At 40.9% G+C, this 10,053-nt stretch carries 7 protein-coding genes; 6 read left to right on the top strand and 1 reads right to left on the bottom strand.

What is annotated here, in order from left to right:
* Positions 1-167 precede the first annotated feature (167 nt).
* The 6 genes from PHF18_RS07725 (at position 168) to PHF18_RS07700 (ending at position 6,647) form a co-directional block, all read left to right on the top strand.
* Entirely contained in the window at positions 168-1,607 is a 1,440-nt protein-coding gene (locus tag PHF18_RS07725) for a GntP family permease (protein WP_300100698.1), read from the top strand.
* Positions 1,608-1,954: 347 nt separating this feature from the next.
* Positions 1,955-2,404 (top strand): metal-dependent transcriptional regulator, encoded by a 450-nt coding sequence (locus tag PHF18_RS07720; RefSeq protein WP_300100679.1) that lies wholly within the window; start codon positions 1,955-1,957, stop codon positions 2,402-2,404.
* 321 nt (positions 2,405-2,725) lie between these two features.
* Positions 2,726-3,685 (top strand): zinc ABC transporter substrate-binding protein, encoded by a 960-nt coding sequence (locus tag PHF18_RS07715; protein ID WP_300100675.1) that lies wholly within the window; start codon positions 2,726-2,728, stop codon positions 3,683-3,685.
* An 82-nt stretch (positions 3,686-3,767) separates the two neighbouring features.
* Positions 3,768-4,532 (top strand): ABC transporter ATP-binding protein, encoded by a 765-nt coding sequence (locus PHF18_RS07710; protein ID WP_300100673.1) that lies wholly within the window; start codon positions 3,768-3,770, stop codon positions 4,530-4,532.
* Between the two features lie 47 nt (positions 4,533-4,579).
* Positions 4,580-5,404: a metal ABC transporter permease gene (locus PHF18_RS07705; RefSeq protein ID WP_300100670.1), complete on the top strand. Its 825-nt coding sequence runs from the start codon at positions 4,580-4,582 to the stop codon at positions 5,402-5,404.
* Positions 5,405-6,191: 787 nt separating this feature from the next.
* Complete coding sequence (locus PHF18_RS07700; RefSeq protein WP_300100667.1) at positions 6,192-6,647, top strand: hypothetical protein; 456 nt, start codon at positions 6,192-6,194, stop codon at positions 6,645-6,647.
* A gap of 1,535 nt (positions 6,648-8,182) precedes the next feature.
* Here the strand turns inward: PHF18_RS07700 and PHF18_RS07695 are convergent.
* The coding region (locus PHF18_RS07695; protein ID WP_300100664.1) for a PGF-CTERM sorting domain-containing protein at positions 8,183-10,053 on the bottom strand (1,871 nt) is incomplete at its 5' end.

The following is a 10,053-nucleotide window of genomic DNA, read 5'->3' as shown; positions in this document are numbered from 1 at the left end:
GTGACGCCAGCAATTGTTTTAAAGCTTCGAGTTCCATTTTGTGACTCCAAGATATGATAAAGAGGAAATGGAGCAACTATTATATTTTTCCTGCGATTGAAAATCCATTTAATTTGAAGAGGATACTTATAATTCATTGTTTATAGCTTCAGAAGAGTTTGGATATTATGCACCCTGCCCTTATCTTCCTTTTCGCCCTTATATCCATACTGCTTCTTACAGCAAAATTCAGGCTTCACCCTTTCCTGAGCCTTGTCCTTGTATCTCTTTTCACAGGAGTGCTTGCAGGAGAACCTATGGGGGCAGTTGAAGCGGTAACTGGGGGACTTGGCAGTGTTTTTTCCCGTTTTGCTATCATTATCACCAGTGGTAGTATTATCGGACTTCTGCTCCAGAAGACCGGTGGAATGTCTTTAATAGCTTCTGACATTATGCGTTTTTCCAGAAATCCTCTGCTTGCCCTGAGCCTCCTTGGTTTTCTTTTTTCCGTGCCAATGATGTGCTATATCCTTGCTTATGTCATCTTTATTCCGATAGCAAAAGAGTTGGCTGCCAAGCTTAATTACCCCCCCATTTCCACTGCAACTGCACTTGCACTCGGAGCTGTTGCCTCATTTAATCTGGTGTATCCTTCCCCTGTAATCATTTCCGCAGCAGAAGAACTTTCAGCAAATACGGACACACTCTTTCTTCTGGGATTTTTCATTGCTGTTCCTACTTCTACTGCAGGTTATCTCTACGCCAGAAGATTGGGGAAGTCTGAAACCGCCAGAGCTTCTGTACACGATAATCCGGAACAAGCTCACCCAGGATTTACAGACATTACAGAAATTACAGAAATTACAGAAACTCCACAAAAGGAGGAAGCAGGAGGAATACAGGAAAAAGATATCGAAGTACAAAGAAAAGATGGAGTACAAAGAAAAGATGGGGTACAAAGAAAAGATAGAGTGCAGGGAAGAGACCCTGGAAAGCCAGGCAGGCTTGAAGCTTATGCACCAATCTTTCTACCTTTGCTTCTGATCCTGTTTCAAGCTGGCTTTGAGCATCTCCCCCCTTTGTTTGCCTTTCTGGGAAACCCAAATGTTGCCCTTCTTATAGGGGTTCTTCTCTCCATTTTTTCCGGCAGAGCGCTGGGTTTTGAAATGGTCAAGACCCTGGTTGAAAAAGGTGTCAAACGAAGTGGTGTTGTCCTTCTTGATCTGTGTGGGGGAGGAGCTCTTGGTGCGACTCTTGCCATGACAGGAGCAGGAGAAGCCCTTGGCAGGTTTTTCCTGCAGATTAATCTTCCGCATATCTTTGTGCCTTTTCTTGTTGCAGCAGCCCTTCAAACCGTGCAGGGGTCAAGGGTTGTAACAATGCTTGTTGCACCATCTCTTTTGCTTCCTCTGGTTCCGGAACTTGGGCTTCCTGCGGAGATCCTGATCCTTGCAATGGCTTCAGGCACTTTCATGATTTCGCATGTCAATGATCCATTTTTCTGGATTTTCGGAGAGCTGGCAGAACTTGAACCCTCTGAGGTTTTCAGGGCCAATACTCTTGGGGGCGCTCTGATGGGCGTGGTAAGCTTCCTGCTGGTTTCCGGAGTGTATGTTTTCTTCTACTGAATTTTCCATATCCACTTTTTTCATATCTGCTATTTTCACTTGCTATTTTCACTTGCTATTTTCACCTGCTATTTTCACCTGCTATTTTCACTTGCTATTTTCACCTGCTATTTTCACCTGCTATTTTCACCTGCTATTTTCCATACTTGCCAGGTCTTTCTTCATACTTACTGAGTCTTCTATTCCACCGAGCTTTTTATACTGGAACCCTACTCCTCGGATTTTAATGCTTTTTATTTTTTGCCGGAGGTACATTCCGGTTATCTCTAAATTTGATATACTGCAAATTTAACTTTGTAATTTGGTATATGGCAAACAATAAATACCAGTTTTTTGTATTTATATATATGAATGAGCAGAATTATCCTGAGTTTACGGGCCTTGAACTCTCTCCGAGAAAGGCAGATTACCTCAAGTTTATTTTTGAAAAAAAAGGTACTGTAAAAACTACTGAAATTTCCTCCTGCTTGCAGGTCGACCCTTCAACAACAAGCAAGACCTTAACTGAACTTGCAACTGCTGGCTACCTGAACCATGTTCTATACAGGGGGGTGGACCTGACAGAAATGGGAATGGAATATGCAGAATTTCTTGTCCGGAGGCACAGGATTTTGAGTCTTCTTTTCACTCACTACGGCCTTTCAACAGAGGAAGCATGTGCTGAGGTTTCTCGCTTTGAAGCGTTTGTTTCCAGGGATGCGGTAAATAAAATCTGCAACTCGATGGGCCATCCGATGGTCGGCGTATGCGGAGAAATAAGCCACGAAAAATGCATTCATGAGGGGCATTATCATTAATTGTCTGAATGAATGAATGAATGAATGAATGAATGAATGAATGAAGAGTTGAACAAAGCTTTTGATCCAAACCTTTGATCCAAACCTTTGATCCAAGCCTTCAATCCGGTTTTGAAACAAATTTGGGTTGACTCCAAAAAATTTAGTATATTATTCAAATTGTTGGTTATATACCAAATTTATCTTGCTTATATGCCAATTTTATCTTACTTATATGCTAAATTTATCTTACTTATATCAGCCTTATTTCATTCCCTTCCGGATATGAAACTTATTGAAGCAATGAAGCAAAAATGAAAGTGAAAAAACAGGAGCTCAACTATGAAATTCAAAATCATAACCATATTAGTACTTTTGATTGCTGGCCTGAGCCTTTTTGTTAGCGGTTGTACAGATTCCGGCACCTCCAGTGATAATGAGACTGCGGGACAGGGAGCTGAAGTGTCGGGAACCGACGAGCCTATGACAGTTGCAGTAAGTATTCTTCCCCTGGCTGAATTTGTAGAAAAGGTCGGAGGAGATAAAGTAAAAACCATTGTCATAATCCCATCAGGGGCAGATCCTCATACTTATGAATCTTCCCCAAAGGAAGTCCAGGCAATTAGCGAAGCCAGTATGTTAGTAACGGTTGGGGTTGGTATGCCTTTTGAGGAAGTCTGGATTGACAGGTTCGGGACAATCAATAGTGATACTCTTATTGTAAATTGCTCCAAAGGAATAGAACTGAGAGAACTTGCGAAACATGATGAAAAACTTGAAACCCATACCGAAGAAGAAAATGATGGGGATCATGAAGGACTGGACCCACACATCTGGACATCTCCTGCAAACGCAAAGATGATGGTCGAAGACATTTATGAAGGACTTGTGCAACTCGACCCTGAAAACGAAGCTTACTATGCTCAGAATAGAGATTCTTACCTTGAAGAGCTGGACGCTCTGGATGCGAGAATTCGAGCAAAGCTGGCAGGACGTGAGGAAAGAAATTTCATGGTTTATCATCCATCCTGGGGATATTTTGCTGCGGAGTACGGGCTTACTATGATTCCTGTTGAGATTGAAGGAAAAGAGCCGAGTGCGCAGGATCTTGCGAAGCTTGTGGATATTGCAAAGGAAAAGAAAGTCAAAGTTATCTTTGTCCAGACCCAGTTCAGCACGAGGAGTGCGGATGTTTTAGCTGAAGAGATTGGTGGTGAAGTTGTAGCTGTTGATCCTCTTGCAAAGGATTACATTGCAAACATGGACAACGTATCTGATGTCTTTGCCAGAAACATTGTGTAAAATCAGTATTCAGGTTCTATATCTAAATATAAAAAGAACATAATTCGGCGTAAGATAAAAACGATATTCTGAAGGAAGGGCAATGGAGAATGTTATAGAGCTAGAGGATGTCTGGGTACGCTATGGAAACCAGACAATCCTTGAGGCAATAAATCTGGAATTAAAAGAGCCTAATGGGTTGCTCGGGATTATAGGACCTAATGGTGGAGGAAAGACCACATTTCTCAAAGTGCTCCTCGGGCTCTTGAAGCCCTATAAAGGCAGTGTTAAACTCTTTGGGAAGCCTCCGGAAAAAAGCAGAGACCTTGTAGGGTATGTCCCTCAATACAAAGGTTTTGACTTTGATTTTCCTATCAGTGTCTGGGAAGTTGTCCTGACAGGCAGGATGAGCCATACGGGTTTTCTGAAAAAGTACAGTGAAGAAGATAAAAAGGCTGCTGAAGAGGCTCTGAGAACAGTGGAGATGTTCGACCTTAAGGACCGGCAGATAGGCCAGCTCTCGGGCGGGCAGCGGCAGAGGGTTTTTATTGCCAGGGCTCTTGCAACGAACCCCAAACTCCTGCTTCTGGACGAACCCAACTCCGGGCTTGATCCTCACATGCAGGATGAACTCTATAGGCTCCTGGACCGGCTCAAGCATGAAATGGCAGTCATTATGGTCACACATGACCTCAGTGCAGTTTCTGTCTATGTTGATAGGATAGCTTGCCTGAACCGCACGCTTCATTACCATAACTCGAAAGAAATTCCGGTTGAAGACCTGGAAGCCACCTACCAGTGCCCTGTCGAACTGATTGCCCACGGAGTACCCCACAGAGTGCTGGAGAGGCACAAAGAGAGTTCCTGAATTCAAGGGTTAGGTTTGAAAAACAGTCTCTTAAGGAGAATTAAAAAATGTTTGAGCTTCTTCAATATACTTTTATCCAGAATGCCCTTATAGCCGCAATCCTTGCTAGCGTTGCCTGCGGAATCATAGGTGCCTTTGTTGTTGTCAAAAAGATAGTCTTCATCAGCGGTGGGATTGCCCATGCTTCTTTCGGAGGTGTCGGGCTTGGCTATTATTTAGGAATCAACCCCATGCTCGGAGTTCTTCCTTTCAGCCTGCTATCTGCTCTTGTCATGGGTACTGTAAGCAAGAAATCTAAAATCCCGGAAGACAGTGCAATAGGCATTCTCTGGTCTCTTGGAATGGCTCTGGGAGTTATTTTTGTCTATCTTACTCCCGGATATGCCCCGGACCTGATGACCTACCTCTTTGGAAATATCCTTACGGTTCCCCGCTTTGACCTGTACTTGATGCTGGTCATTGATATTGTTATAGTGTGTGCAGTCTATTTGTTCTATAAGGAATTCCTCTCTTTATGCTTTGATGAAGAGTTTACAACTGTACAGGGTGTCCCTACTGAAAAGCTCTACCTTTTCCTGCTCTGTATTATTGCCCTTACAATTGTTGTTCTTATCAAAGTCGTGGGAATTATCCTTGTGATCGCCCTTTTGACCATTCCTGCAACCCTGAGCCGTAAATTCACCAATAACCTGAAGAAGATGATGTTTATCTCCATCGCCTTCGGGACCGTGATCAGTGTTACCGGAATAGGCCTTTCCTATGCTCTGGATGTTCCATCGGGAGCCACTATTATTCTTGTACTGAGTCTGGTATATGGACTTGTAGCTTTCGGGATGGATATACTTGAGAGCAGACGTGTTTTGAAGGGTTGAAACCATGCAGTTTAATTTTTAAAGGTTTTTTGAATCTGCTGGCACCTATTATAAGCACATTTAGTGAACAGGTTTGAATGTTCACTAAAAATTCAAAAATAAATTAAAGCTCAAAAATTAATTTTTTCCGTGATTAATTATAGATTAATTATAATGTATAAGACTCGTATAAGCTCAGATATATTCTATCATTCTTCAGTATATTATATATTTAGTGAGTTTTTTGGCAGAACTAAATGAAACAAACTATAAAATTATATTTCTTTAGTTTTATTAAGACATAATTTTATATATGGTAAAATTCAAGATGCCTAATTGTAGAATCAATTTTACTTTATACGACTTCAGGATCATAACTGCAAGATACGAATCTCTGGAGTGAATTAGTAATTAAAAAACAGAATTAAAAAACGGAATTAAAAAACAGAATTAAAAAAAGGAATTAAAAAACGGAATTAAAAAACGGAATTAAAAAACGGAATTAAAAAACAGAATTAAAAAACAGAATTAAAAAACGGAGTCCAAAACATCATGTGAAATGCCACAAAGCCGCTTCTAGTGGGGAAGCGATGCACTTGCGACAGGTTAGGTAGCCTGCACATGAAATATATTACTGGATGCACTTTAACTGATACACATGCCACCTTCATATCAAGCTAGTAGGTGTATCCGAAAGCCACCTCTAAAAGGTAAACGACTGGTTACGTTACTATTAAAACGGAAATAGCCAGATTTGCCTATTAAAATATAAACTCTAAAATATAAAACGTCATACCAGGGTGATAAAATGGACCGCGAGACAACCCAGGATCAAAACATTGAAGAAAACGAAACCTTTGACGGTGAAAACCTCGATCTTCCGGATATCCCTCTTCCGGAAACAGATAATGTGCTATATTCAATCCTAAACTCCTTAAATCAGAACATCGCAGATTTTTACACTTTTGTGAAGTTCAACAGCTACCTCTCTGAGGGCCACCTCAACGTTGAGCTGCTTAAAAGAAGCATGGGTATCCACAGGGACTATACAGCCCTTTTCCTGCACACCAAAGAAGAACTGGTATTTACCTACCCGGAATTCATAGAAAAGACAGAAAAGTTGCTGTTTAAAGGGGCAGTTGGTGCCGACTGCATAAAATACACACACAGGGTATGCAGATCAATAAGTGATTATAAGATTGCTCTTCACAGAGAAGGTTATTTGCCAGATCTCAGAAGGCAGCTGCCCTTAGTTGATATTTAACCCTCAGGCAGCTTACTTTTTTTCTATTCTTTTTCTATTGTATTTCACTTCTACAATATTTCTTTTTTTCCAACGTCTAATATTTTGTTAAATCTAAGTTTTACAGGTCTTAATTTGTAAAATCCAGGTTTTGTAAATCTAAAGCTGGTTGAAATCTAAAGCTTTTTAAGGATCTGAAACTCAGTTAGAGGTTTTTAAAACATATAAAAAAGTTCTTTTACTTTTGATTTTGCCTACTTTGGGCAGGTCGACATTTAACTTTGGGAGCGTGGAGGCACAGCGAGAAGTCCCCTTCCTCGGAGCGAAGCGACAGGTGGGGGTAGTTCACTTTATGACAATTTCTAATGATTGTGATTTTGAAATAATGCTCCATAATTGTGTGTAGTTGTTAGGTTTACATATGGTCAAAACATAATTTTTCATACTAAACTTTAATGAAAAAATGATTCAGTGCTTATGTGTGTTGTGGGAGTTGAGCCAACCGTTAACCAGCTTTAAACATAACATATCGTTAGCTATGGTTCTAAAACGCTATCTTGACAACTATTCCTATTTTTAATGTCGACCTGCCGAAAGCAGGGTTTTGGTCTTCAACTTACTGGAGAATTACAGTACCGCTGGAAATTTATATTCAATTTTCAGTACATCCGTAGTCTTATATTTAGTGAAAGATATTTGGAGTGCAAGGCATCTGTGAAAAAAACGATATATTGAAAAACGGTGTCTTGAAAAACGATACATAAAAAACGATATATTGAAAAACGATACATAAAAAACGATATATTGAAAAACGATACATAAAAAACGATATATTGAAAAACGATACATAAAAAACGATATATTGAAAAACGATACATAAAAAACGATACATAAAAAACGATACATAAAAAACGATATATTGAAAAACGATACATAAAAAACGGTGTCTTGAAAAACGGTGTCTTGAAAAACGGTAGCCTAAAAAACGGTAGTTTGAAAAACGGTGACTGAAAAAACGATATCTCTTAAAAAAGGCACAAAAACAGAATATTTGAAAAACGGTGATTAAAAAACGGCATTACAAAACAGATGCCTACCACCAATTCGATACGTAGATTTTTTTAGTTTTGTTCATTCAATGGTTTCCGCATCTCTTTGTTTTTAACGTTTAACGTTTTCTAAAATAACTTTCGTATTAAAAATATGGGTTTTGATGAGTCTATATCCAGTTCTTAATTTCATCATGAAGCCTTCTAAAACTAACCCCCGGGAAAAAATACTTTTATCTCTTTTTCTGGTTTGCTGCCCTTTGAAATAAACCAAAAAAGATCACACTTTTCTTGAATATCTCTTTGGATTGAAAATAAAAATTGGCTCTTCGTTGTTTTATGTGGACATTCTTATAATAACCAACTCGGTCTTGAATTGAAAATCATCTTATCCATAGAGAATGACGAAGAGCCTAAAAAGCAAATTAGGTGAAGGTTTAATCCCTTCATCTAATTATTTTTTGAATTGGGCTTGTTTAACGCTTTTTTACCTGATTCACTTTGTTTTTATTTCCTTTTGTACAGGAATATTGCAGCAAGCAGTCCGACTACGCTATAAGCGATTTCAAACCCAGGTATACCTGCGTTTTCCTGTTCTGGGTCCTTTTCAATATCTGCTTCGGCGCTCTCAGTTTTTTGTTCAAAGGTTTTAATAGCAGGTCCAAGCTCTATTTCAGTTCCAGTTTCTTTCCCTGAAGTTTCGTCCACCTCAACGGTTTTGGTAGGTTTAGAGATGATAAGGGAGTGACCGGTACCACCATTACTGTGGTGGGTACTACGAGTGTCATCACTGCTGTCACCATCGGTTGAGCTAAGGGTAATCAGTTGTTGTACACTGCTGCTTTCATCAGGAAGTTCGTTACAACTTACTGTTGCCTTATTTTCGATGAACCCGTCTCCTCCACCGTTACTGCTAATGTCCTCCTGGGTTACTGTGTAGTTTCCGAAGAATTTCCATGACTCTCCCGGATTCAACACTCCTGAGTCAACATCGTCTCCAGCAGGGCCTGTCAGTGTAATCATCGGGTCGCTTACCGAAACTCCTGTCAGGTCTACGTTGCCTTCATTCTTCACAACGATCTGATATTCTATTATGTCTCCAGCTTCGTTGATTGTGCAGTCTCCAGCTTCATCGATCCCGATTATTGATTTGTATATACAGTAATCCTGTTTCTCTTCTATCGGGTCTTCTTCTGTCGAGTCTTCATCTGTCGAGTCTTCATCTGTCGAATCTTCTTCTGTGGATGCTTTTTCTATCAGTACTCTTACGCTGTCAGATTTCGGATCAAGCTGGTCACAGTCTACCGTTGCTACGTTGTCGATGTATCCATCGCATCCGTCGTCGGTGTCTATGTCACAGTTTACCAGTGCCGCGTTGTTGATGTATTCAACAAATTTTCCGTTATTGTCTATGTCTTCCTGTGTTACCACGTAGCAGCCGGTGTAGGTCCAGGTCTCTCCAACATCAAGGACTCCATCGGTATCTTTCGACTCCATTGGCCCATTTAGTGTTTCAATCAAGGGGTCAGTGACAACTACATTTGTCAGTTTGACGTCTCCGGTGTTGGTCACTGTTATCAAGTAAGTTATGACATCTCCAGCCTCCGTAACATTGGCAGTCGGCCCTCTGCAGTCAACATCTGTGACGCACTTTTCTATCTTGTAAGCTGGGCAGGGCTCAGGAGCTGCCTCTATCGGGGCTCTTGCGCTGTCAGATTTCGGGCCCAGCTGGTCACAGTCTACTGTTGCTGTATTGTCGATGTATCCATCGCACTCGCTTTCGGTGTCCTCTTCACAGCTTACCATTGCCACGTTGTTGATGTATTCAACACATTTTCCGTTATTGTCTATGTCTTCCTGTGTCACCACGTAGCAGCCGGTGTAGGTCCAGGTCTCTCCAACATCAAGGACTCCGTTGGTATCTTTTGACTCCACTGGCCCATTTAGTGTTTCAATCAAGGGGTCAGTGACAACTACATTTGTCAGTTCGACATTTCCGGTGTTGGTCACCGTTATCCTGTAGCTGATGACGTCTCCAGCCTCTTTTACACTGGCAGCCGGTCCTCTGCAGTCAACATCCGTGATGCACTTTTCTATTGTGTATGCTGGCTTCTCACAAACCGGTATTTTTATAGGTGCAGCTGCACTGTCACTTTCAGGGTCCAGCTGATCACAGTCAACGGTTGCCGTATTCTCGATGAATCCGTCCCCGCCACCATTACTTATGATGTCTTTCAGGGTTACTGTGTAAGTTCCAGTGTAGGTCCATGTTTCTCCTACTTCCAGAATTCCATCATCATTCAGAGATTCTACCGGTCCGTTGAGATTTTCAATCAAGGAATCATTAACGGTTACATTTGTGAGGTCAATGTTTCCAG

The sequence above is a fragment of the Methanosarcina sp. genome, from assembly GCF_028693135.1.
Taxonomy (GTDB): domain Archaea; phylum Halobacteriota; class Methanosarcinia; order Methanosarcinales; family Methanosarcinaceae; genus Methanosarcina.
This window is presented reverse-complemented; position numbering and strand designations above follow the sequence as displayed.